Consider the following 837-nt stretch of genomic DNA (forward strand, 5'->3'; position numbering starts at 1 on the left):
CAGCTCGGTTTGGCTTGAGCCAGTTTTGCAACTGCATTTGGCCCTTGGACGGCAAGCATAGCAAGCTCTGGACGCTCAGTAATCGTAATATCGAAAGCGTCAGCAACTTTATTAAAATGAGCGATATTTTTATCACGAGTACCTGCATTGGATACGATACGATATTCAGTCTCATCAGCAGTTATTAAGTAGACGATGAGATCGTCAATGATACCGCCTTGCTCGTTAAGCATAGGAGAGTATAAAGCTTTACCGACTGTTTTTAGTTTATTGACATCGTTTGCTAGCAGTTTTTGCAACCATGTTTTGGCGTCTTGACCTTTGATATCAGTCACGACCATATGTGAGACATCAAACATACCAGCATCAGTACGTACAGCTTCATGCTCTTCAATTTGTGAGCCATAATGAATTGGCAACTCCCAGCCCGAAAAATCTACCATCTTACCATCACTATCGACGTGAGACTGATATAGAGGGGTGCGCTGAGGAGCTTGGCTAGTATTGTCTTGAGAGCTGGAGTTTTGAGAATTGGTATCGGTCATAACAAATCCTTGTGTATACGCTATCGGCCTTTTATAAAGGTACGAGGATGATGAGCGTCATTACAGTAGAGAGAAGCAAAATTGCAAGGCGCAAACATTGCTCCAAAGGGTAGCAAAAAATAAAGCAATAAGCCAAACAGACGCATAACGTCAGTTTAAACAAAAGCCCTATCTGTCCTGTGACCTGAGATTTTCAATACGATAGCTGTGCATTAGAAGCTATGACTCGATGTGAGCATACAGTATCGTATTTTCTCCCCTTCGGTGGGTAAGGCGTCGTTGCTGGCTCCTT

1 protein-coding gene is annotated in these 837 nt (G+C 43.0%); it reads right to left on the bottom strand.

The genetic code is table 11. The annotated features are described in order from the left end of the window. A partial coding sequence (locus ACS8FD_RS18725; protein WP_459252157.1) for an aminomethyltransferase family protein occupies positions 1-545 on the bottom strand: 545 nt, incomplete at its 3' end. Positions 546-837 lie beyond the last annotated feature (292 nt).

It is taken from the genome of Psychrobacter sp. 1U2, from assembly GCF_051847575.1.